A 22,164-nucleotide genomic window follows, 5' to 3' on the forward strand; every position below is an offset into this window, starting at 1 on the left:
CGATATCTTACCCACTCATAAAGCTCGCCCTTCGGGAGAGCTGGCGCGTCAGCGCCTGAGAGGGTCATTCCTCCGGTTGGTTCATCTGCATTTCCAGCCACTGCTGGCGGCTGATAAGCACAGCGCGGGGCTTGGCACCCTCGTAGGGTCCGATGATGCCTTTTTGTTCCATCTCGTCCATGATACGGGCCGCGCGGGCGTAGCCCAGCTTGCAGCGGCGCTGCAGCAGGCTGGTGGAGGCCTGACCGGCATCGATGACCACCTCCACGGCCTGCTTGAACATCGGGTCGGTATCGGGATCCTCGTCGGAGTCCGCGCCGCCGCTGCCCTTCTTGCCGTCCTGAATGGCGTGCTTTTCCATGGCTTCGATCATGGCTTCGTCATACTGCACGGTGCCGCTCTGCTTGATGAAGTCCAGCACACGGCTGATCTCCTCATCCCGCACGAAAGTGCCCTGAATACGGGTAGGCTTGGGCGCACCCACGGGCATGAACAGCATATCACCCATGCCCAGCAGCTTTTCGGCACCGGAGCCGTCCAGAATAGTGCGGCTGTCCACCTGACTGGACACTGCAAATGCGATGCGGCTGGGGATGTTGGCCTTGATCAGGCCGGTGATCACGTCCACGCTGGGGCGCTGGGTGGCTACGATCAGGTGCATACCGGCGGCGCGGGCCTTCTGGGCGATGCGGCAGATGGAGTCCTCCACATCCTTGCCCACCACCATCATCAGATCAGCCAGCTCGTCGATGATAATGGCGATGTAGGGCATCTTTTCCAGATCAGGCCGTTCTGCGGCCAGCTTGTTGAAAGACTTGATGTCGCGCACATTGTTTTCTGCAAACAGGCGGTAGCGGCGCTCCATCTCCTGCACCGCGCTGCCAAGGGCACCTGCGGCCTTTTTCGGCTCGGTGACCACCGGCATCAGCAGGTGGGGAATGCCGTTGTACTCGGCCAGCTCCACCACCTTGGGGTCGATCAGCAGCAGCTTCACGTCCTCCGGGCTGGAGCGGAACAGCAGGCTCATGATGATGCTGTTCACGCACACGGATTTACCGCTGCCGGTGCTGCCTGCAATGAGCAGATGGGGCATCTTGCACAGGTCTGCCACCTGTGCCACACCGGCAATGTCCTTGCCAAGCGCAATGCCCAGAGGTGAGGTCATGCGCAAAAAGCTCTGACTCTCGAACACGCTGCGGATATACACCGGGGTCTTTTTGTGGTTGGGCACCTCAATGCCCACGGCAGGCTTGCCGGGGATGGGCGCTTCCATACGCACATCTGCCACCGCAAGGTTCAGGGCGATATCGTCTGCCAGCGAGGTGATTCGGCTGATCTTGACACCCGCCATGGGCTGCACCTCGTACCGGGTGACGGAGGGGCCCCGGGAGATATCCAGCACACGGGTGCGCACGCCAAAGCTTTCCAGCGTATCCACCAGCTTCTGGGCGTTGGCTTTCAGCTCTTCCTGCGCGCCGGGGTCGGTCTCGTCCTGCGATTTTTCAAACAGCTCAATGGGCGGATACTGGTACTGATAAGTATCCACCGGTTCGGTCTCGTCCACAGGGGCCGCTGCCGCGGCCTGCTCGGAAGCGGCAGGCTTTTCCATTGCCGCTGCCACCAGCGTGCTGATATCCTTTTCCTCCACCGGTTCGCTGGTAATGCTGATCCAGCCGTCCTCGTCGGGTGTGCCGCGCATGGCAACGGCGTTTTCGGCGCTCACCCGGGCGGGTGCCGCCGGGACTGCGGGCTGGATGGGCACGGCGGGCATCTCCGGCGTGACTGCCGCTGCCGGGCTTTCCGGCTGGGCCGTCGGCATTGCCGGGGTCATGACCGGAGTATCAAAGCTTTCCGCTGCCGCAGGCTGCACCGGCTGTGCAGCCTTTGCAAAGAAATCGGATGCATCGGTCTCCACTGCGTCCTGTACGATGGGCTGTGTGGCAGGTCTGGGGGCCGGGCGCAGCGGGTTCTGCCCAAAGGTGCCGCCCGGGCCCACGATGAGCGGCTCGATGGGTTCGCTGCCGCCCTCCTTCACCTCAGTGTGGTCGGGGCCAAGGTCTACGTCAAAGGAAGCCCGGGGCCGGGATACCCGTACCTGCACCGGCGTGATGGCCGGGGCGGCAGGCTCCGGCTGGGCAAGCGGCTGGCCGGAAGTATCTGCGGGCGGCTCCGGCTGCGGGGCGGCCTCCGGCTCCTCCGCCTCCATCTCTTCGGTCACCTTGTGGCCCCAGTGGCGGATGCCGTTCAGCCAGTCCGGCACACCGATGCGGAAAGCCGGAGTTTCCATCTCCTCTTCGGCATCTTCCTCATCCCGGTATTCATCTTCTGCTTCGTCGTAGTCTTCCTCAGCCTCGGCTTCTGCCGCGCGGGCAGCGGCACGTTCAGCGCGGCGGGCTGCGCTCTGCTGCGCCATGGCCGCACCCTTTGCGTGCACGCCGCCAAACGCAGCGCACAGCCATTGCCACACCTCTGCCGGGGTCAGATCAAAAATGTACAGGCTGACACACAGTGCCAGCACGATCATGATAAGGGTTGCCGCAGGCCGTCCGCACAGCAGCAGCAGGCTGCCGCCCAGCAGTGCGCCCAGCGCACCGCCGCCGATCCATGCATTCACGCCGTTTGCGTAGCAGGCAGCCGTCATCTGAAATGCCGACATGCCCTGCGGCTGGATATCGGAAAAAACGATCACCGTGCCGCAGGCAAACACCAGCCCCAGAACCAGCTTGAAGATCTTGGGCAGAAGGTCTTCGCCCCGGGTATACTGCACAGCAAGGCAGCACACTGCCGCGCCCAGCACAAAGCTGCCGCAGCCAAAAAGTCCGAACAGCACATCGTGCAGGGCCTTCCATGCCGAATCTCCCTCCACAAAGGCCAGCACCACCAGCAAAAGGCCTGCAAACAGGGTGCCAAGCCCCGCCGGAAGCCGCTGTTCTGCGCGTTTTTTGCGCGATGCTGCGCGCCGTGTTGTCGTTTTACGTTTTTTTGTTGCCATGTTTCTTTGTTCCCCGCGTTTGTAGTAGACACACTATTTGATTTTATTATTGTACCACGCAGGGAAGAAATTGGCAAACCTATTGTTGTACAAAATCGGCCTTCATTTGCGTTCAATCTCTTTATACAACCACGCCAGCGCATCCGAAAGCCCGCCCAGCTCGTCGATGAGCTTTTCCTTCACGGCCCGGCGTCCATCCAGCACGGTGCCCATGTCCATCACCAGCTCGCCGGTGTGGAGCATCAGGTCGGTGTAGCGTTTTTCAGTCATGCCGCTGTGGGCCGCTACGAAGCCGGTGATGCGCTGCTGCATCTGCTCAAAGCTGCGCATGGTCTGCGGCACCCCCAGAATGACGCCGGAATGCCGCACCGGGTGCACGGTCATGGTGGCTGTGGGCACGATGAAGCTGCGCCGGGCGCTGACGGCCAGCGGGATACCGATGGAGTGCCCGCCGCCCAGCACAAGCGTTGCACTGGGTTTGGACACGCTGGCGATCAGCTCCGCCAGCGCAAGGCCCGCTTCCACATCACCGCCTACCGTGTTCAGCAGCACCAGCAGGCCTTCGATGCGAGGATCCTCCTGCGCGGCCACCAGCTGCGGGATGACATGCTCATACTTCGTGGTCTTCTGGCCTTGCGGCGCTTCCGAATGGCCTTCGATCTGGCCGATGACGGTCAGGCAGTGGATCACATGCTCCCCGCGGGCCAGCGTGACCGTGCCCAGATCCTCGATCTCTTCTTTTTCCAGCCGACGCGCATCGGTCTGCTGCGTTTCATCGTTCATATGCTTTCCTCCTGCGTTTTTTGTCAGCATTCCCCAGCCTGTGCCGGGCTATGCAGACCCGCTGCAGCAAAAAAGCGGTAACATTTCATAAAATTTTTTTGAGAATGATTTGACATTCTCCATCGGTGCAGTATACTTTAAATAATTGACTGTAATATCTGCAATATGAACCCGTAAACGGATCGGGGTTTCTCTGTGCCGCATCTGTAAAGCAGGCAGCTGCGGCAAGTACTGCAATAGAGCGAAAGGAGAAAGTATTCTATGAACACTCCTGCAAGGGCTTCGCTTCCCGTTATCAAGCGTCTTCCCAAATATTACCGCTATCTGTGCTCTCTGCAGGCGGACGGCATCAACAGCATTTCCTCCCGCGAGCTGGCTGCTCAGATGGGCACCACCGCTTCGCAGGTACGGCAGGACTTCAACTGCATCGGCGATGTGAATGGCCGGCAGGGCATCGGCTACTCGGTGGAAAACCTGCTCTCCATTCTGGAAGGCCTGCTGTTCGGCAACGGCGACCGCCTGCCCACCATCCTGATCGGCTGCGGCCGTCTGGGCAAGGCAGTGAGCCGCTTTATCACCACCGACACCAACGGCTACCGCCTGATCGCCGCCTTTGATGTGGCACAGAGCGAGGTGGGCAAGGAGATCAGCGGCATCCAGATCCGCCATATCGACGAGCTGGAGTCTTTCTGTGCCGAGCATCACCCCAAGGTCGCAGTGCTCTGTGTGCCCCGCGACGGTGCGGAACAGGTCAGCGGCCGTCTGGTGGATCTGGGCATCGAGGGCTTCTGGAACTTCTCCCACTATGACCTCTCTGTGCCGTATCCCGATGTGGTGGTGGAGAACGTCCATCTGGGCGACAGCCTGATGAGCCTTGGCTACCGCCTGCGCAATCAGGACTGAACGTACCTATTGTAAGTAATAAGAGAACCCTCTCAGTCAAAGCCTGAGATGCCGCTGAACCCTCTCAGTCTCGCATACGCTCGACAGCTCCCCCGAAAGGGGAGCTTTATGAGTGGGGACGGGAAAGTTTCTGCTTCTCCGGCGAAGGACAGCCTGCCCGGAAGATGCAGAAAAGCTCCCCCATCGGGGGAGCTGGCAAAGCCGTCAGGCTTTGGCTGAGAGGGTTCTTTCTGTAAGGAGAGTTTTTCAAATGGCAAAACTGTATTTCCGTTACGGCGCGATGAACAGCGGCAAGAGCACCGCCCTGATGCAGGTAGCCCACAACTACGAAGAACAGGGGATGCGGGTGCTGATCCTCAAGCCACAGGTGGACACCAAGGGCGGCGGTGAGCTGGTGAGCCGTCTGGGCGTGCGCCGCAAGGCTGATCTGCTGATCCCGCCGGAGACGGACGTGTTCGAGGCCGTGCGCACGGCCAACGCTGACGGTGCGCCGCTGGCCTGCGTGCTGTGCGACGAGAGCCAGTTTTTCACTGCGCAGCAGGCAGAACAGCTGTTCATGGTAACGGTGGACCTGAACATTCCGGTGATCTGCTACGGCCTGCGGGCAGATTTTTCGCTTAAGGGCTTTCCCGGCTCTACCCGCCTGCTGGAGCTGGCCCACACCATCGAGGAGATGAAGACTATCTGCACCTGCGGCCGCAAGGCCATCTGCAACTGCCGCAGAGTGAACGGCAGATTCGTCTTTGAGGGCGAGCAGGTGGCCATCGATCTGGAAAACGATGTGCAGTACGTGAGCATGTGCCCCCAGTGCTATTTCAAGGCAAAGCGCGCGTTCTACGCCGAAAAAGCTGCTTCGCGGGTTGAATAAACTTGTATACAAGGCTGCTGTGTTCAACGACACGGCAGCCTTTCTTTTTTATTCCCGGCCCACAGGCGCAGTCCACACAACAGCGCAAAATATGTCGCTGTCGGTGCTTCTTCACCCCCCCAAAGGGCGAAAAAGCACCGATTTCCATGCCCGAAGACCGGTGCCGGATGCCCGCCGCAAACAATTGATATATCAGAGTGCACATTTTTTGCGCTATTGATATATCAGTTCAAAGACTCCCATCCGGGCTTTTTAAGCTGTTGTTCGTCCACAATGTATGCAACGTTTCCACGTTCTGAAACGGAATGTTTACAAAATTATTGCAAAATTCGACGTTCCTCCTATGATGCATCCCAGTTTTCTATGCAAAATAGCGAAGTATACATGTTGCACAGTTTTTCGAGCCAAGTTTATTCATTTCAGCGAAGGCGTCAATTCTTGCGCGGGAACAAGAGCAATATTTGTACGTTTTTTGTTTAGATATCTGCAATTTGCGTCTTTCTTTTTGGTTGTTGTTTTGTTATCATAATTGTATACAACGGGGTATGTGCAGAACCCCCGTTCGAGATGATGTTTTCTGTATTTAGGAGGAGAACAAAAATGAGCAAGGCAATTTCTCGTCGTGATTTTATGAAGGTCACCGGCGCTGTGGGCGCTGCCGGCCTTCTGGCTGCCTGCGGCGGCAACTCTGCTGCATCCAGCTCTGCTGCTTCCACCGCTTCTTCCGCTCCCGCTGCTTCTGCAGACGAGAGCCTGGCACTGTCTGACGGCCCTGTTTCCATGACCATCAGCTGGTGGGGCGGCGACAGCCGTCACGAGGCTTACCAGAACGCCATCAAGGAGTTCCAGGCTGAGCACACCAACATCACCATCGAGCCCACCTTCGCCGCATGGTCCGGCTGGGAAGAGAAGATGGCAGCTGCCTTCATCGCTGGCAACGCACAGGATGTGTGCCAGGTGAACTGGAACTGGCTGTACAACTACTCTGCTGATGGCAGCAAGTTCGTGGACCTGAACACTGTTTCCAAGTTCCTGGATCTGACCCAGTGGGATGACGCTGCCATGGACGCCTGCTACGTTGCAAACAGCCAGCAGTGCGTGCCCGTTTCCATGACCGGCCGTATCTTCTTCTGGAACATGACCACCTTCAACAAGGCTGGCATCACCGAAGTTCCCAAGTCTCTGGATGATCTGATGGCTGCCGGCAAGGCATTCAAGGAGAAGCTGGGCGACGATTACTACCCCATGCATCTGGGCGCATACGACCGTATGATCCTGATGGTCTTCTACCTCGAGTCCAAGTACGGCAAGGACTGGGCTGACCCCGTCACCTCTACCCTGAACTACACCGAGGACGAGATCGCTGAGGGCATCGACTTCATCAAGAGCCTGGTGGATGGCCACGTCATGATGAACCTGAAGACCTACTACTCTGCAAACTCTGATACCGCTACCCACCAGTCCAACGAGTGGATCACCGGTAAGATTGCAGGTATCTTCGAGTGGGATTCCGCTGCTTCCAAGTACTCCTCCGCTCTGGATGATGCCAACAAGGACGGCTTCACCGTTGGCGAGGAGATCAAGTTCGGCGACAACAACGGCGGCTTCTCCAAGGTCTCCATGGGTCTGGCCATCACCAAGACCAGCAAGTGCGTTGCCGAGGCTGCTACCCTGATCGACTTCCTGCTGAACAACGGCAAGGGCGCTGCCATCATGGGTTCCGAGTGCGGCATCCCCGCTTCCAAGGCTGGTCTGGCTGCTGCTCAGGAAGCCGGCGCTGTCAAGGATCTGGTGGCTGAGGCAAATGCAAAGGTCATGGCCTTCACCACCAACAAGCTGGATCCCCTGTTCGAGAACAACGACCTGAAGGCTTCCGGCACCGGCATCTATCAGGAAGTGTTCGACACCGTTGACTACGACGGCGTTTCCGGTGCAGACGTTGTTGACACCCTGCTGGACGGCATGGAGTCTGTTGGTTACACCATCGGCTAAGTTTTTCTTCAGAGTGCCGCTGTGTGCGGTAACGTACATATAAAGGGCACCCTTTGGCTAATACGGAGGGGCACCTGCCGCCCGACCGGCAGATGCCCCCTTTTTTGTCAGAGATATGTTACAAATTTCTGACAAAGCTGTATCCAGTCTGTTACCCCTTCGTCCGTCTCATGCTCCGAAATTCCTTAAAAAGGAGGATTTCCCAGATGAAAGAAAGCAATGCTCCCGCCATCGGGCGCACCCCGTTCCAGAAATGGCTGGACAAATATCAGGGTCTGTTTTATCTGATCCCCTGGATCATCGGCTTCGTCGTCTTTAAGGCAGTTCCCTTCGGTCAGTCGCTGTACTACAGCTTCACCGATATGAACTTCTTCAAGAGCGGCACCCAGTTCGTTGGTCTGGCCAACTACATCACGGCCTTTACCACCACCAAGATCACCAAGGCACTGCTCATCACCTTCAAGTACGCTTTCATCACCGTGCCTCTGAAGCTGGTCTTTGCGCTGTTCATCGCATACATCCTGAACTTCAAGATCGCATGCGTCAACCTGTTCCGCACGGTGTACTACATTCCCTCCATTCTGGGCGGCTCTGTTGCAATCGCCGTTCTGTGGAAGGCTGTGTTCAGCGTGGACGGCCTGCTCAACACCGTGCTGCGCGCTGTCACCTTTGGTCTGGTGCAGGGCCCCGAGTGGCTGTCTGACCCCAGCTACGCGCTGTGGATCATCTGCTTCCTGCGTATCTGGCAGTTTGGTTCCGCCATGGTGCTGTTCCTGGCCGCTCTGAAGGGCGTGCCTGCAGACCTGTACGAAGCCGCTACCATTGATGGTGCCGGCAAGTGGCGTCAGTTCTTCTCCATTACCGTTCCGATGATCACCCCCATCATCTTCTACAATCTGGTCACTCAGATCTGCCAGGCTTTCCAGGAGTTCAATGGCCCCTACATCATCACCAACGGCGGCCCCCGTGGTTCCACCACGCTGATCTCTCTGCTGGTTTACAACTACGCATTCAAGTCTTATGACATGGGTATGGCATCCGCTCTGGCATGGATCATGTTCATCATCGTCTGCATCCTGACGATCATTGCATTCACCAGCCAGAAGAAGTGGGTCTACTACTCTGACGAAAGGTAAGGTGACCAGTATGGGAATGAAAGCATCGAACAAAATCGCGACCTTCTTCAAGTATTTCGTCCTGATCCTGGTCGGCGTCATCATGATCTATCCCCTGCTGTGGATGATCAGCGCTACCTTTAAGGACAACAGCGAGATCTTTGCAGGCATCAGCCTGTGGATCAAGCACCCCACTCTGGATGGCTACCGCGGCGCACTGAACAACTTTGGCGGTTCCATCAACATCCTGCAGGCCATGCTGAACACCTACAGCTACGTCATCCCCAAGGTGATCTGCACGGTGGTCTCCGCCTGTGTGGCTGCCTACGGCTTTGGCCGCTTCGATTTCCCCGGCCGTAAGCTGATGTTCAACATCATGCTGGCCACCCTGTTCCTGCCGCAGGTCGTTCTGAATGTGCCGCAGTACCTGCTGTACAACAAGTTCGGCTGGCTGGACAGCCCCTTCTATCTGGCTATCTGGGTGCACTGCGCATTTGCGACCGAGACCTACTTCGTCTACCAGCTGGTGCAGTTCATGCGCAATGTCCCCCGTGATCTGGACGAAGCCGCTGCCATCGACGGCTGCTCCTCCTTCCAGACCCTGTACAAGGTCATCGTGCCCATGCTTGGCCCCGCTCTGGTGTCCTGCGCACTGTTCCAGTTTATGTGGAGCTGCAACGACTTCATGGGTCCGCTGCTTTACGTCAGCACTCCCGGTAAGTACCCGATGTCCCTGTTCGTCAAGCTGTCCATGGACGGTGATACCGGTTTCGCATGGAACAAGATCCTTGCTCTGTCCCTCATCTCCATCCTGCCGCAGCTGATCGTCTTCTTCTGTGCACAGGACCAGTTCGTTGAAGGTATCTCTGCCGGTGCCGTCAAGGGCTAAGCCCTTTCCCCGCACAGCATAAGATTATCTGATACAAACAAACACCCCCTGTGCCGTTCCCGTAGATGGCGCAGGGGGTGTTTCTTATTTCTTATGTCCTTTGCGGTACTGCAGTGGGCCAGTACCCATCACCTCGCGGAACACCCGGCGGAAATGGGCGGCGCTGGCAAAGCCGGTCTGCTCGGCCACCGCACTGATGGAAAGCTCAGTCGTTTCCAGCAGCTTCTGGGCCGCTTCGATGCGGCGGTTGTTGATGTAATCCACGATGGACTGGCCCGTTACCCGCCGGAACAAACGGCTCAGGTAGTAGGGCGAAAGATAAAACTGCGCCGCAACCTCGGTGAGGGAAAACTTCTGCCGGTAATTGGCCGCAAGGTAGGCGCAGATCTGCTCCACCGTTTCGTTGTGGGGACGCGCCACGGCACTGCTCTCGGCAATGCACTCCTGCTCCACATAGTGCAGGATCAGCAGCAGGTACAGCGGGCCGGGGTAATCCTGCTCGGTGCTGGCGCTGGCCATCATTTCCAGCAGGGTACGGATGCGGCTCTGCCACTGCACCGGTGCATACAGCACTGTGTGCTCCCCGGGCGCAAACAGGCGGCCGAAATCCCGCCCGGCTGTGTTTTTCAAATCATGCAGCATCCCCAGCGGAAAGTGGCACCCCACGATCTGCGGCACGGCGCTGCCGGTCTGTGCAAAGCGGCAGCCGCCGGGGCCAAGCAGCACGGCGCTGCCGGGGTTTACCAGCACATTCCCGCCCTCGTATTCCAGCGTGACGCTGCCCTCCGACACCAGCAGCAGATAGCAGGTGTCCTCATCCGGCGGCAGCTCGTAGCGGTTCGCATTCAGCCGCAGGGTGGCAGCGGCCACCTTGCCGGTGATCTTTTCACGTTCTGATCTCATAGGTAACTCCTTCAGTCGCGGCTGATGCCGCGCCAGCTCCCTCAAAGAGGGAGCCTCTGGCGAATAGGAAAAGCTTTCCGGTATGCCAAAGCCTCCATCACGGATGGAAGTGGCAAACCCGCGAGGGTTCGACGGAAGGGGTTCCCTTCATTCTAATCTTTATCATATCATGTCCGTTTCCTGCGGGCAAGACAAAACCATCAGGAGGTTCTCTCATGAATCTGTCGCTTATCCGTTCCATGACGCGCAGCGCTGTTTTCGAGCTGGAAAACGGCCTGTGCTATCGTCCGGCCCACCCGTTCACCGTTACCCTGAACGGAAAGACCGTCTACGAAGCCTGCCAGACCAACGTGTTCTCCCTGTTCTCCCTGCTGCCCGGTACGGAGTACACGGTGGGTGTGCAGGCCGAGGGCGAAAGCCTGACCTGCGCCTTTACCACCGAGGCCGAGACCTTCTTTGTGGATGCTTCCCGCTACGGTCTGGTGGCTGACGGCACCACGGACAACACCCTCAAGCTGCAGGCGGCTCTTTCCACCTGCCCCAAGGGCGGCACAGTGTACGTGCCCGCAGGCCGCTACCGCACCTGCAGCCTGTTCCTGAAAAGCAACACCACCCTCTATCTTGAAAAGGGCGCTGTGCTGCTGGGCGACAATGACCGCACCCACTACCCCATCCTGCCCGGCGTGATCCCCAGCGAGAACGAGGTGGATGAATACTACCTGACCGGCTGGGAGGGCAACCCGCTGGACAGCTTTGCGGGTCTGTTGAACATCACGCAGGTGCACGATGTCGTTGTGACCGGCGAGGGCACGCTGGACTGCGATGCCGAGAACGGCGACTGGTGGGTAACGCCCAAGATCAAGCGCATCGCATGGCGGCCCCGCGCTGTGGCTGCTGTGGACAGCGAGAACATCTGCCTGCACGGCATCACGGTACAGAACAGCTATTCGTGGACGATCCACCCCATCTTTGTCAAGCATCTTGACCTGCTGAACTTCAACATCAACAATCCTTACAATGCCCCCAACACCGACGGCATCGACCCCGAAAGCTGCGAGTATATCCGCATCATCGGCGTGAACATCCATGTGGGCGACGACTGCATTGCCATGAAGGCCAGCAAAGTATTCCTTGGCATGAAGCTGAAAAAGAGCTGTGAGCACACCGTTATCCGCAACTGCCTGTTGGACAAAGGCCATGGCGGCATCGTCATTGGCAGCGAGATGAGCGGCGGTGTGAAGGATATGGTGGTCACCCAGTGCCTGATGGATCACACCGACCGCGGCCTGCGCGTCAAGACCCGCCGTGGCCGCGGCAACACCGCCGTCATCGACGGGCTGGTGTTCCGCAACGTGGAGATGCGGGGTGTCAAGGCACCCTTCGTCATCAACATGTTCTACTTCTGCGACCCGGACGGCCACGGCCCCTATGTGCAGTGCCGCGATGCCATGCCCGTGGACGAGTACACCCCGAAGCTGGGCAGCCTGACCATGGAGGACATCGTCGCCACCGACGCTCAGTTCGCGGGATGCTACTTCGACGGCCTGCCGGAGCAGCCTGTTGAGCGCGTTTCCATGAAGAACGTCACGATCACCTTTGACCCCAATGCCGAGGCCGGTCAGGCCGCTATGGCGGATAACCGCCCTCTGGTGAAGAAGCTGGCCATCTACGCCGAGAATGTCAAGGAGATCGACCTGCACAACGTGAAGATCGAGGGCTACGAGGGCGAACGCCTGCACTTTGCAAATGTCGGCCATTTTGAGGAGGACTGATACCATGACCCATGAAGAAATTCTTGCCATGCTGGGCGATTACGTGGACTATCTGATCGCCAATTCCAGCGCCGAAGCACCCATGTGGAACATCGAAAAGGTGCGCAGCGGCAAGCCCAACAAGTGGAACTACATCGACGGCTGCATGATCACGGCCTGCCTGAGCCTGTACAAGACCACCGGCGACGAGAAGTACCTGCGCTTTTCCAAGAACTTCATCGACTGGTTCGTGCAGGAGGATGGCTCCATCAAGACCTACGACCCCAAGGAGTACAATCTGGATAACGTGAATCAGGGCAAGAACCTGTTCACCCTGTACGATATCTTTGGGGATGAAAAGTACCGCAAGGCCATCGAGACCATCCGCAGCCAGCTGGCCACCCAGCCCCGCACCAAAGAGGGCAATTTCTGGCACAAGGACATCTACCCATGGCAGGTGTGGCTGGACGGCACCTACATGGCCCAGCCCTTCTACATGGAGTACGAGACCCGCTTTAACAAGATGCAGGGCTGCATCGACAGCTACAAACAGTTCATGAATATCAAAAAACACATGCGGGACGAAAAGACCGGCCTGTACTACCACGGCTACGATGAGAGCCGCCAGATGTACTGGGCCGACCCCGTCACCGGCTGCAGCCCCAACTTCTGGCTGCGTGCCATGGGCTGGTTCATGGTAGCTATGGTAGATGTGCTGGAGCGGATGGACGAGCAGCTATACAATGAGTACCGCGGCATCATGGCAATGCTCAAGCAGACCATTGAGGATGTGCACAAATTCCAGGACGAGGAGACCGGCATGTTCTGGCAGGTGATGGACCGCCCCGGTGTGGAGGGCAACTACCTCGAGACCAGCGGCACCGCTCTGTTTGCCTACGCGGTGCTCAAAGGCGTGCGTCTTGGCTACCTGCCCAAACGCATGGCCGCATGGGCCGAAAAGGCCTTCTACGGCACCTGCGACAAGTATCTCTCCAAGAACCCGGATGGCAGTCTGCAGCTGGACGGCATCTGCCTGGTGGCGGGTCTTGGCGGCAAGGATCACCGCGACGGCTCTCTGGCCTACTATTTCAGCGAGCCGGTGGTCTGCAACGATGCCAAGGGTGTCGGCCCGCTGGTGCTGGCTTACACCGAAATGATTGCACGCAAGTAAACTGCACATCGTGGGCGGGCAGCTTTCTTGCCGGACACGAGTCGGGCCATTCCATCGCCCGCAGGGCTGTTGCAAAACAGCGTCTCTTTAAAATGTTGAAAACAGCCGCATTCACCGTACAAAACGGGCAGAACGCTGAAAACTCAAAGGCAGATCTCAAAAAAAAATGAGATAGGCAGCCCCTTCCGGGGAAGCCTATCTCATTTTTTCGTTGGGGCTGTTTTGCAACAGCCCCTTCTCTATGGAAAGAGGTTCAACATGAATTCTCGAAGATGGCTTATCAGAACTTGAACAGGTTCACGATGCGCTGCCACAGGCGGGTAAAGATATTGCCTTCCTTCACCGTCTCAGTCTCGGCTGCAGTGGTGTCGGCAGCGGCCACGGTTTCAGCGGTCTTGTAGACGAACTTCACGCTGCTCTCGGCATCGTCCGGTGCACCGGCAAAGCTGGTGTAGTCGTTCAGGCGGCCGGTCATCTCGTCCAGCACGGTCTTCAGGCCATGGAGCTGATCCTGATCCAGCGCGCCGGTCAGCTTGGAGATGCCTTCCTCGTTGAACTGGTTCAGACCGTCGTTCAGCTGGCCTGCGCCGTCATTCAACTGACCTGCACCGGTGTTCAGGGTGTTCACGCCGTCATACAGGGTCTTGGTGCCTGCAGCCAGCTGTGCGCTGCCATCCTTTGCGGAGTGGGCACCGTCCGCAGCGGTCTGCACGCCTGCGGTGTACTGGTTCACGCTGGAAACAAAGAACTGGATCTGAGAAAGGCTGGTCTTCAGGGCGCGGACATCAGCTATATCCTGGCTGTTCTTGATCTGGTACTTCAGCTCTTCGTGGATGGTGTTCTTGGCATCGGCATTGGTCACCATCTCCAGAGCGCCGGTCAGCATGGAAGCGTCAAAGTTCTGCATCAGCTTCAGGGCTGCTTCCAGATCGTGGTTCGTCTTGGTCGCGGACAGATACAGGGCCAGATCCAGCTGACTATCCTTGAAGTTGGGAGCCTGCTCCCAGATGGTGCGCACCATCTTTTTGCGGCCGGCAGAAAGGGTCTTATCGTTCATGGTGAGGATGTTGTCGATCACAGCCTCGTAGTTCGACCATGTCATGTCCTCGTCGATCAGGCCGCCTTCCTTCAGGGTCTTGTTGGCAGAAGCCAGCACACCGTCCGCCACCTGCTGCGCACCGGCGTTCAGTGCTGCATTGTTGGCGCTCAGGGTGTCCAGACCTTTGGTCAGCTGGCCAAGGCCGTCGTCCAGAGCGGCAGCACCGTTGTTCAGGGTGTTGGCACCGTCCAGCAGGGCCAGAACACCGCCTGCCAGCTGAGAGGTGCCGTCCACCAGCTGGGAAGCGCCGTCCATGAGCTGGCTCATGGCATCGTTCAGCTGGTTGATGCCATCGGTCAGGTCGTTGATGCTGCTCAGGTCAAACACATTGTCCGTGCCAAGAGCAGCGGTGCTGGTAGCGCAGGCCACCATGACCTGCGGGCAGGTAAAGTCTTCCACATCGGCTTCCACAGTCACGGTGTCCTGCAGATAGTCTTCGATGCTGTCCACCTCATCGGGCAGCAGGCCGGACAGGGAATCCTTCACGCCCGGCAGGGTAACAAAGGCGGCAACGCTGCTTTTGGCGGCGCTTTCGATCATACCGTGTTCTGCGGTCACGTTGGAAGCATCCCCGCCCAGAATGACGCCCACAGCGGTGATCAGCGGAGTGACGATGGTGCGGTCCTTGCCGTTCACGTTCACGGTGCCGGTCTCGTTGTTCTTCAGGTTGACGGTCACAGTCAGGTGGCCGCTCTTGCCAATGATGTCCTCAAGGGCGGCTTCCTGACCGTCCAGAGCGTAGGTCACCTTCACATCGATGGGCAGGGCCTTGTCGGTATTGCCCTTGTAGTAAACATCGGTGTCGTTGGTGTTCCACACCAGCTCTTCCCCGTTCTGGGTGAACTCGGCATCGCTCTCAGTGTTCTGGATGTCGGTCAGGGTGGTCTTGTCGGTGACGTTTGCAAGGCCGGAGGCGCTGTACAGGTGCTCGCTGACGGTGGTGCTCTTGATGGAGCCGTCGCCGTTCATCACAGCATAGACGGTCTCGGATTTGGAAAAGCTGCTCTTACCAGCTGCAAATGCGGGCATTGCACAGCCTGCGGCGAGGGTGAGAGCCAGCGCCGCACTGGCGAAACGAAGCGATTTTTTCATAACGTAATTACTCCTTTTCAGACTTCTTGGCGTTGGCGGATTCGGGTACCATCCACTTGAGGGTGGTGTGGCGGATGATCCAGTCGCACAGCATCAGGGCTGCGGGCAGCATCACCAGAATGACCACCATGCTGATCAGTGCGCCGCGGGAGATCAGCAGGCAGATGCTCTTCAGCAGCTCCATCTTACTGATGGCAGCCACACCGACGGTGGCGGCAAAGAAGGTCAGGCCGCTGGTCAGGATGGACTGGCTGCAGTGCTCCAGCGACTGCTGGGCGGCTTCCTTCGGGGTGCGGCCAAAGGCGCGCTCCTCGTGGTAACGGGTGGTCATCAGGATGGAGTAGTCCACGGTAGCACCCAGCTGGATGGTGCCAATGACGATGCTTGCAATGAAGGGCAGCTGCGTACCGGTGAAGTACGGGATGCCCATGTTGATGGCGATGGCGGCTTCAATGCTGGCTACCAGCAGCGCCGGGATGGAAATGCTCTTGAAGGAAACGGCGATGATGACCAGAACGGCCATGATGGACCAGACGTTGACGTTCTTGAAGTCCACATCTGCCACTTCGATCAGGTCTTTCGTCATGGCGCCCTCGCCGGTGATGACGCCCTCGGGGTCAACGGTCTTGATGAGGGAAATCATCTCGTCCAGCTGGTTGTTGATGGCATCCGTGCCGGTCTTATAGGAGCTGTTGGCAAGGATCAGCTTGTAGCCGCCGGACTGCAGGATCTCCATGATGCTGTCGGGCAGCAGCTCGGTCTGGAAGCCCGGGCCGGTGATGGAATCCAGACTTACCACCTGCGTAATGCCATCCACGTCCTTGAGTTCATCGCACAGGTCGCTCACCTCAGTGGCGGTCAGGTCGTCATGCACCAGAATGAAGTGGCTGGTGGTCATGCCGAAGTCCTCGCCCAGCTTGTTGGTGCCCACGATGCCGGTCAGGTCCTGCGGCAGGGAGTCGAACAGAGTGTAGTAGACCTCGGTCTTGTTCTGCGCGATGGCAAAGGGGATGAGGATGAGGATAAAGATAACCACGATGGGCACCGAGTGGTTGGAAACAAAGTAGCTGAGCTTTTTCAGCTTGGGGATCACGGTGCGGTGCTTGTACTTTTCCACCCATTTATCAAAGGTAAGGATCAGGGAGGGCAGGATGACCACGGTGCAGATGACACCGAGGGCAACGCCCTTTGCCATGACAAGGCCGATATCGCGGCCCAGCGTCAGGCGCATGGCACACAGTGCAAGGAAGCCCGCGATTGTGGTCAGGCTGGAAGCGGAGATGGAGGTCATGGTCTTGCAGATGGCGCTGGACATGGCCTCCTCGTTGGAAGAGCGTAGCTCCTTCTCTTCCTGATAGCGGTGCAGCAGGAAGATGGAGAAGTCCATCGTGACACCCAGCTGCAGCACGGTGGCCAGTGCTTCGGTGATGTAGCTGATCTGGCCCAGAAAGATGTTGGTGCCGAAGTTGTACGCAATGGGGAACAAAAGACCCAGCATGAACAGCAGCGGGGTGATGGTGCTTTCCAGCGAAAGGAACAGCACCAAAAGGCTGGCACCCACGGCGATCAGGATGTACATGGGCATTTCCTGATTGACCAGTGCCTTGGTGTCCTGCAGGATAACGCTCATACCGCCGAAGAAGCAGTCCTTGCGCAGCAGCTTTTCGATCTGAGCGACGGCTTCCATGGTCTCGTCGCTGGCGCTGGGGGCGTCAAAACGGACGATCAGCATGGTGGAATCGTTTTTGCCGAACATGAACTGCTGCACATCGGCGGGCAGCATCTCGGTGGGGATGCTGGGGTCGATCACATCGCTGAGCCAGAAGGTCTGGGTCACGCCGGGAACAGCCTCGATGTCCTTCTTCATGGCGATCAGTTCGTTTGTGGGTAAGCCTTCTACCGTGATCATACCGGTGGAGGCCAAATGGAAATCGTCCTCAAGGGCTACCTCGCCGATCATGGAGTCCAGATCCTGCGGCAGGTAGGTGAGGATGTCATAGTTGATGCGGGTAGCAATTGCGCCGATTGCGGAAGGGATCAACAGCAGGAATGCTACTGTCAGGATCAGCTTGCGCAGCCGCACAATGCCCTGTGCGATCTTTTTCATGAGAACCCTCCATAGAAAATGGTTAAAAATCTTAGTAAAATGACTGGTGGTCATTTCCAAGCAAACACTATTATAACCATGACAAACCGGGTGTCAAGCACAAAAATGACCAAAAGTCAGTTTTCTTATCAACTGCCTGAAATTGTATAGCTTTTTGGACTTGCACTATCGGGAAAGGACTGCTAAAATGATTGAGATAACACAAATGAGCGAATGAAAACGAGCGGAAAAGAGGAATCGTCAGGGAATATGGGTACCGTGGAGGGCAAAAAGCAGGAGAAGCGCCGGGCACTGCTGGAGGCAGCCTATGATCTGTTTCTGGAGCGAGGTGCCGCAAAAACCAGCGTAGAGGACATCACCAGCCGGGCCAAGGTGGCCAAGGGCACCTTTTATCTGTATTTTCAGGATAAGGGTGCGGTGATGCAGGCGCTGCTGGGCCGGGTGAGCTACCAGCTGCTGAGCGATGCGTGCGAAGCGGTGGAAAAGCAGACAGAGCTCGAAAACTTCCCGGACAAGATGGTGGCGGTGATCGACCACATCATCGAAGCGCTGCGGAAGGATACGCTGGTGCTCAAGTTTCTGGAGCACAACTTCATATGGCCGGGGCTGGACCAGATCGAGGCCAGCCGCGAAGCCGAGCCGCTGATGCGCAAGCTGCTGAATGTGGTGCTGACCAGCCCGGAAATGGCCGGCCGCACCGAGCGGGAGATCTACCAGCGCATCACGGCACTGGGCAGCATGTGCATGTCGGTGTGCTATTCCAGCGTGCTGGAGGGCAAGCCCGATGATATTGAAGCCATGAAGCCGGTGCTGTACGATATCGTCCGCAGGTCGCTGAAGGTGGAAAAATAAAAAATCACAGAAAAGTATTGCTTTTTTGCACAGGCTGTGGTAAACTATTCAAGTCGATATGACTTATGGACGGTTAGCTCAGCTGGTAGAGCATCTGCTTGACGTGCAGGAGGTCACAGGTTCGAGTCCTGTACCGTCCACCATACAGTTCGTACTCGAACCCGATTCTTTATGAAAAAGGGTTTGGGTACGTTTTTTGTTTATCGGAAGTTCTGCGGAAGGACTACTCGGAACGGTAAACGAGCAAAGGCAGGGTATCACTATGATAGTGGTATCCTGCCTTTTGCTTTGCGGAATCAAGTTCGCTTTGTGCGAACTTGGTCGTCCCCCTATATGGCGCGTTTGGGAGTAGTCGCTGCGTACGTGCGTACCGGGAGCCTGTACACCTCTGACAAGGTGTAACACACTAGACTTTGTGCCAAAGTCTGTGTGCCAAGGGGTCAAGCCCCTTAGAATCCCTGCGGAGCGTGTACGCACGTACGCAGAAAAATGGCAAAATTTCACTATATCGGGGTGTTCTTTCATGGTGGAGTGTGGTATACTCGGCTTAGCCCAGTAAATCGGAGTTTGACGAGGTAAAAGAATATGAATGGAAAACATCTATTTCTTACATCTGCAGGGTTGACCGATAAGATGAAAGAGAAATTCTTTGATATTATTGGAAAGTGTCCGAAGGATGTGAAAGTGCTTTATATTCCAACAGCTGGCATTGAAACAGATGGTGCAAGAGAGTCGCTTGCAATATGTTTTCATGAACTCTTTCTAATGGGAATTCAGTACGAAAATATATTAGTGTACAATCTGGAATTAATTCTTTCAAAAGACTATCAAAGAACCTATTCTTCGTATGTTACAACCCCGTTTATGCTTACAAGGCTATTAACTTTTGAAGAATTAAACCAATTTGATGCTGTTTTTGTCAGTGGTGGTGATGTATCTGTGCTTTGTCGTGAAATGTCTAGAACTGGTTTTGATAGAATACTTAATAATGCAATTAAAAACGGACTTATATATGTCGGAATCAGTGCAGGAAGTATGTATGCGGCGGGAAATTTAACAGATGGATTACATATTATTGACAATCCTATTATCCCCCATTGGAATGGTTCTGAAACAACAGTATTACCGAACGGCAAAGATGAGATTAAGCTTGCTGATGGAAAAGCTGTTTATGTAGAGGATAATTACATGAGTGTAATATGATGCACATGTAGGATTAGTCAAATTCCAGTTTGCCGTACTCGTTCCAGCAGGGTTTGGGGCAGGCACGCCCCAACAAGAAGCTGTCCCAAAGGGGCAAGAATTTTCAAGAATTGAAAATTTGTGGCCACGGGACGATTCTTGCTCTCACCTTTTTCGCTGCGTTTCGCAATTTTCGCATTTCACTCTGCTCGCAGATTGTTGACAAGCTGCGCTTGACCCGATACTATAAAGGCAAGTCGAATACACGCCAAGGAGGTGCAACCATGACCGCCGTAATCTACGCCCGCTATTCATCCGACAGCCAGCGAGAAGCGTCCATTGAGGGACAGTTGCGCGACTGCAAGGCCTACGCCGAGAAGAACGGCATCACCGTGGTCGGCACCTACATTGACCGTGCCTACTCTGCCAAAACGGATGACCGCCCAGACTTTCAGCGGATGATCAAGGACAGCGGAAAGAAAATCTTCGATGTGGTTCTGGTCTGGAAGCTCGACCGCTTTGCCCGGAACCGATTCGATGCCGTGAACTACAAGTACCAGCTGGAAAAGAACGGTGTCCATCTGGTGTCTGCCATGGAACCCATCTCGCAGGGGCCTGAAGGCATTATGGTGGAGAGTATGCTGATTGGCATGGCGGAATACTATTCCGCCGAACTCGCCCTGAAAGTGGCGCGCGGTGAGCGCGAAAATGCCCTCCAGTGCAAGTACAACGGCGGCGTGGTGCCGCTGGGCTTCACCATTGGCAAGGAGGACAGGCTATACCATATCGACCCGGAAACGGCTCCTATTGTGCAGGAGATCTTCAGCCGGTACGCCGACGGCGAACCGGCTGAGAAGATTGCCGCATCCCTGAACGAGCGCGGCCTGCGTACCCGCACCGGGAAGCCGTTCGTAAAGAACAGCTTCTTCCAGATATTCCGCAACCGCCGCTACATCGGCGAATACCGCTACAAGGACATTGTGACGCCGGGCGGCATTCCGGCCATTGTTGACAAGGACTTGTTCGACCGGGTGCAGCAGCGTTTCGAGCAGAACAGGATCGCCCATGGTCGGCCTGCAAAAGAGGATGTGAGCTATCTGCTGACCACCAAGCTGTTCTGTGGCAAGTGCGGCACCCTGATGGGTGGCGAAAGTGGCACCAGCCACATGGGAAACACCTACTATTACTACAAGTGCGGCAACGCCAAACGCCACGGCAAGGCGCACTGTGACCTGAAAGCCATCCGCAAGGAGCCTCTGGAGCGGTTCGTGGTGGACACCGCCATTAAGGTGATTTTTAACGATGAAATCATCGAACAGCTGATAGATTTGGTCATGGAAGCCCAGCAGAAAGAGAACACCCGGCTGCCTGTCCTGAAAGACCAGCTCAGGGACACGGAGAAGCGGCTGGCAAACCTTCTGGAAGCCATTGAACAGGGCATCCTGACCTCGACCACCAAGCAGCGGCTAGACGAATTGGAAGCCCGGAAAGAAGCCCTGAACACCAGCATTCTGGAAGAAGAACTGAAAAAGCCCGTTCTGACCCGTGAGTGGATTCGGTTCTGGCTTGAGAAATTCCGCAAGGGTGACGTGGGCAGCACGGAACACCAGCGGCAGATCATTGATACCTTTGTCAACTCGGTCTACGTCTTTGATGACCGGGTCGTACTCAATTTCAACTTCACGGATGATGCCAAAACGGTCACCCGTGAGGAAGTGTTGGGTTCGAGTGCCGTGGACAATGCTCCACCAAAACAAGAGCCTCTGACTTTGGTCAGGGGCTTTTTTGTTGCGTCATCCACTAACCCACGTCGGAGCCGGACGGTACAGGACTCGAACAGCACGTGCCGAGCGCAGCGAAGGCAATCAAAGCCCCGGTGGGGCTTTGATTAGTGCGCGGTTCCCAATGCGTAGGAATGTCTATCAAGAAAGATGCCGCCAGACCTTTTGGTCTGGGGACTTTTTTCGTGGTGGCGGTACAGGACGAGAACCGGGACAAGCAAAGGCAGGGTATCACCATCATGGGGGTATCCTGCCTTTTGATATTCTTAACAAGACGTGGTATACTCGGCTCAGTTCAACAAATCGGAATTTGAAGGAGTGTTAAATATGAAATTCCCATTTTATGACGCACCAAATACAGCTACAATAACCTGTTGCCACATATTAGAGAATGGAGAACCTATTTTATATGTATCACATGATGAAGATGATGGAATGTGGCAATTTCTATGTGGAAAAGCACATGAAACAGACGAAGCAAAGTTAGTATCCTTAAAATCAGTATTCGACTTAGATAATTCTGTTGGTATTCTAAAGGATATGCCTTGCGGTTACTATGCTGAAAGAAAAGCTCAAGATGATGAATGGAGTGTTAGAAAACGGTAACTATCAGCTCGGTCAATTCCAGTTTGCCGTACTCGTTCTTAGCAGGGTTTGGGGCTCCGCACGCCCTAACAAGAATCA

General features: G+C 56.4%; 16 protein-coding genes and 1 tRNA gene. 12 read left to right on the forward strand and 5 right to left on the reverse strand.

All coding sequences use genetic code 11. From position 1 onward, the window contains the following. Nucleotides 1-64: 64 nt before the first annotated feature. Both ACGHUK_RS12115 and ACGHUK_RS12120 read right to left on the reverse strand, forming a co-directional pair. Nucleotides 65-2,992, reverse strand: a complete 2,928-nt coding sequence (locus tag ACGHUK_RS12115) for a DNA translocase FtsK (RefSeq protein WP_390574429.1) — start codon at nt 2,990-2,992, stop codon at nt 65-67. Between the two features lie 102 nt (nt 2,993-3,094). After that, nucleotides 3,095-3,775, reverse strand: a complete 681-nt coding sequence (locus tag ACGHUK_RS12120) for a ClpP family protease (RefSeq protein WP_120079899.1) — start codon at nt 3,773-3,775, stop codon at nt 3,095-3,097. Between the two features lie 261 nt (nt 3,776-4,036). Between ACGHUK_RS12120 and ACGHUK_RS12125 the strand changes: the two genes are divergently transcribed. From ACGHUK_RS12125 to ACGHUK_RS12145, 5 genes are all read left to right on the forward strand, one after another. Then, complete coding sequence (locus ACGHUK_RS12125; protein ID WP_005942917.1) at nt 4,037-4,678, forward strand: redox-sensing transcriptional repressor Rex; 642 nt, start codon at nt 4,037-4,039, stop codon at nt 4,676-4,678. Between the two features lie 250 nt (nt 4,679-4,928). Next, nucleotides 4,929-5,546: a thymidine kinase gene (locus tag ACGHUK_RS12130; protein WP_005942920.1), complete on the forward strand. Its 618-nt coding sequence runs from the start codon at nt 4,929-4,931 to the stop codon at nt 5,544-5,546. A gap of 600 nt (nt 5,547-6,146) precedes the next feature. Next, the gene (locus tag ACGHUK_RS12135; protein WP_390574430.1) at nt 6,147-7,538 is read left to right on the forward strand and encodes an ABC transporter substrate-binding protein; all 1,392 of its coding nucleotides are present in this window, start codon (nt 6,147-6,149) and stop codon (nt 7,536-7,538) included. Between the two features lie 206 nt (nt 7,539-7,744). Then, complete coding sequence (locus tag ACGHUK_RS12140; protein WP_120079897.1) at nt 7,745-8,674, forward strand: carbohydrate ABC transporter permease; 930 nt, start codon at nt 7,745-7,747, stop codon at nt 8,672-8,674. Between the two features lie 10 nt (nt 8,675-8,684). Then, nucleotides 8,685-9,542: a carbohydrate ABC transporter permease gene (locus ACGHUK_RS12145; protein ID WP_005942942.1), complete on the forward strand. Its 858-nt coding sequence runs from the start codon at nt 8,685-8,687 to the stop codon at nt 9,540-9,542. 84 nt (nt 9,543-9,626) lie between these two features. Here the strand turns inward: ACGHUK_RS12145 and ACGHUK_RS12150 are convergent, their stop codons facing one another. Continuing rightward, nucleotides 9,627-10,445: a helix-turn-helix domain-containing protein gene (locus tag ACGHUK_RS12150; protein ID WP_390574431.1), complete on the reverse strand. Its 819-nt coding sequence runs from the start codon at nt 10,443-10,445 to the stop codon at nt 9,627-9,629. 215 nt (nt 10,446-10,660) lie between these two features. Here ACGHUK_RS12150 and ACGHUK_RS12155 point away from each other — a divergent pair, with 215 nt between their 5' ends. Beyond that, nucleotides 10,661-12,217 carry a glycoside hydrolase family 28 protein gene (locus ACGHUK_RS12155; protein ID WP_390574432.1) on the forward strand — a complete coding sequence of 519 codons (1,557 nt, stop codon included), beginning with the start codon at nt 10,661-10,663 and terminating at the stop codon, nt 12,215-12,217. Nucleotides 12,218-12,221: 4 nt separating this feature from the next. After that, nucleotides 12,222-13,367, forward strand: a complete 1,146-nt coding sequence (locus ACGHUK_RS12160; protein ID WP_390574433.1) for a glycoside hydrolase family 105 protein — start codon at nt 12,222-12,224, stop codon at nt 13,365-13,367. A 280-nt stretch (nt 13,368-13,647) separates the two neighbouring features. Here ACGHUK_RS12160 and ACGHUK_RS12165 read toward each other — a convergent pair whose 3' ends face one another. Then, a complete protein-coding gene (locus ACGHUK_RS12165) occupies nt 13,648-15,558 on the reverse strand; it encodes a hypothetical protein (protein ID WP_390574434.1) in 1,911 nt (636 codons plus the stop codon). Between the two features lie 7 nt (nt 15,559-15,565). Further along, nucleotides 15,566-17,665 carry an RND family transporter gene (locus ACGHUK_RS12170; protein WP_097780802.1) on the reverse strand — a complete coding sequence of 700 codons (2,100 nt, stop codon included), beginning with the start codon at nt 17,663-17,665 and terminating at the stop codon, nt 15,566-15,568. Between the two features lie 249 nt (nt 17,666-17,914). On the opposite strand from ACGHUK_RS12170, the gene ACGHUK_RS12175 reads away from it, so the two are divergent. The 5 genes from ACGHUK_RS12175 to ACGHUK_RS12195 all read left to right on the forward strand — a co-directional run bounded on the left by ACGHUK_RS12175 (nt 17,915) and on the right by ACGHUK_RS12195 (nt 22,086). Beyond that, on the forward strand, nt 17,915-18,517 hold the full coding sequence (locus ACGHUK_RS12175; protein WP_118526731.1) for a TetR/AcrR family transcriptional regulator: 603 nt from the start codon (nt 17,915-17,917) through the stop codon (nt 18,515-18,517). A 67-nt stretch (nt 18,518-18,584) separates the two neighbouring features. After that, nucleotides 18,585-18,660, forward strand: a tRNA-Val gene (locus ACGHUK_RS12180). A gap of 442 nt (nt 18,661-19,102) precedes the next feature. Then, nucleotides 19,103-19,720 (forward strand): Type 1 glutamine amidotransferase-like domain-containing protein, encoded by a 618-nt coding sequence (locus ACGHUK_RS12185; RefSeq protein WP_005930833.1) that lies wholly within the window; start codon nt 19,103-19,105, stop codon nt 19,718-19,720. 263 nt (nt 19,721-19,983) lie between these two features. Beyond that, a complete protein-coding gene (locus ACGHUK_RS12190; RefSeq protein ID WP_390574435.1) occupies nt 19,984-21,591 on the forward strand; it encodes a recombinase family protein in 1,608 nt (535 codons plus the stop codon). Nucleotides 21,592-21,807: 216 nt separating this feature from the next. After that, nucleotides 21,808-22,086: a hypothetical protein gene (locus tag ACGHUK_RS12195; RefSeq protein WP_005342358.1), complete on the forward strand. Its 279-nt coding sequence runs from the start codon at nt 21,808-21,810 to the stop codon at nt 22,084-22,086. The last annotated feature ends 78 nt before the right edge of the window (nt 22,087-22,164 follow it).

It is taken from the genome of Faecalibacterium sp. i25-0019-C1 (genome assembly GCF_042854225.1).
GTDB classification, from domain to species: domain Bacteria; phylum Bacillota; class Clostridia; order Oscillospirales; family Ruminococcaceae; genus Faecalibacterium; species Faecalibacterium taiwanense.

Excerpts from the sequence above, each read along its gene's own strand:
- ACGHUK_RS12115 (WP_390574429.1), bottom strand. The coding sequence starts at position 2,992 with ATGGCAACAAAAAAACGTAAAACGACAACACGGCGCGCAGCATCGCGC.
- ACGHUK_RS12120 (WP_120079899.1), bottom strand. The coding sequence starts at position 3,775 with ATGAACGATGAAACGCAGCAGACCGATGCGCGTCGGCTGGAAAAAGAA.
- ACGHUK_RS12125 (WP_005942917.1), top strand. The coding sequence starts at position 4,037 with ATGAACACTCCTGCAAGGGCTTCGCTTCCCGTTATCAAGCGTCTTCCC.
- ACGHUK_RS12130 (WP_005942920.1), top strand. The coding sequence starts at position 4,929 with ATGGCAAAACTGTATTTCCGTTACGGCGCGATGAACAGCGGCAAGAGC.
- ACGHUK_RS12135 (WP_390574430.1), top strand. The coding sequence starts at position 6,147 with ATGAGCAAGGCAATTTCTCGTCGTGATTTTATGAAGGTCACCGGCGCT.
- ACGHUK_RS12140 (WP_120079897.1), top strand. The coding sequence starts at position 7,745 with ATGAAAGAAAGCAATGCTCCCGCCATCGGGCGCACCCCGTTCCAGAAA.
- ACGHUK_RS12145 (WP_005942942.1), top strand. The coding sequence starts at position 8,685 with ATGGGAATGAAAGCATCGAACAAAATCGCGACCTTCTTCAAGTATTTC.
- ACGHUK_RS12150 (WP_390574431.1), bottom strand. The coding sequence starts at position 10,445 with ATGAGATCAGAACGTGAAAAGATCACCGGCAAGGTGGCCGCTGCCACC.
- ACGHUK_RS12155 (WP_390574432.1), top strand. The coding sequence starts at position 10,661 with ATGAATCTGTCGCTTATCCGTTCCATGACGCGCAGCGCTGTTTTCGAG.
- ACGHUK_RS12160 (WP_390574433.1), top strand. The coding sequence starts at position 12,222 with ATGACCCATGAAGAAATTCTTGCCATGCTGGGCGATTACGTGGACTAT.
- ACGHUK_RS12165 (WP_390574434.1), bottom strand. The coding sequence starts at position 15,558 with ATGAAAAAATCGCTTCGTTTCGCCAGTGCGGCGCTGGCTCTCACCCTC.
- ACGHUK_RS12170 (WP_097780802.1), bottom strand. The coding sequence starts at position 17,665 with ATGAAAAAGATCGCACAGGGCATTGTGCGGCTGCGCAAGCTGATCCTG.
- ACGHUK_RS12175 (WP_118526731.1), top strand. The coding sequence starts at position 17,915 with ATGGGTACCGTGGAGGGCAAAAAGCAGGAGAAGCGCCGGGCACTGCTG.
- ACGHUK_RS12185 (WP_005930833.1), top strand. The coding sequence starts at position 19,103 with ATGAATGGAAAACATCTATTTCTTACATCTGCAGGGTTGACCGATAAG.
- ACGHUK_RS12190 (WP_390574435.1), top strand. The coding sequence starts at position 19,984 with ATGACCGCCGTAATCTACGCCCGCTATTCATCCGACAGCCAGCGAGAA.
- ACGHUK_RS12195 (WP_005342358.1), top strand. The coding sequence starts at position 21,808 with ATGAAATTCCCATTTTATGACGCACCAAATACAGCTACAATAACCTGT.